We start from the raw sequence: 316 nt of genomic DNA on the forward strand, positions 1-316 counted from the left end.
CCACCGCTCACGCCAGTGATCGAATTGGTGATCGGCGCATTACCGACCAACGCATCGTTCGCAGCAACAGCAGTTGCAGTGCCAGTAGTCTGACCGACGCCGATGGTGATGGTCTGGCCGTTGGCCAGAGTCACGACCACAGGCGAGCCAGTAACTGGCGCACCAACCGTGGCGGTGTAAGTCACGGTGCCGCCTTCAGCCACCGAAGTATCGGCGGTCAATTTGACGGTCGAGGTATCGATGGTGTCGGTGACAGTCGTCACCGCTGGAGCAGTGCTCGGTACGAGGTTCTCGAAATTGCCACCGGTAGCGCTAG

Annotated in this window: 1 protein-coding gene; it reads right to left on the bottom strand. The window is 60.1% G+C overall.

The features are described 5' to 3' along the window. The coding region (locus tag QMX86_RS28220) for an immunoglobulin-like domain-containing protein (protein WP_282387999.1) at positions 1–316 on the bottom strand (316 nt) is incomplete at both ends.

Source organism: Pseudomonas sp. PS01270, assembly GCF_029959775.1.
GTDB lineage: Bacteria > Pseudomonadota > Gammaproteobacteria > Pseudomonadales > Pseudomonadaceae > Aquipseudomonas > Aquipseudomonas atacamensis.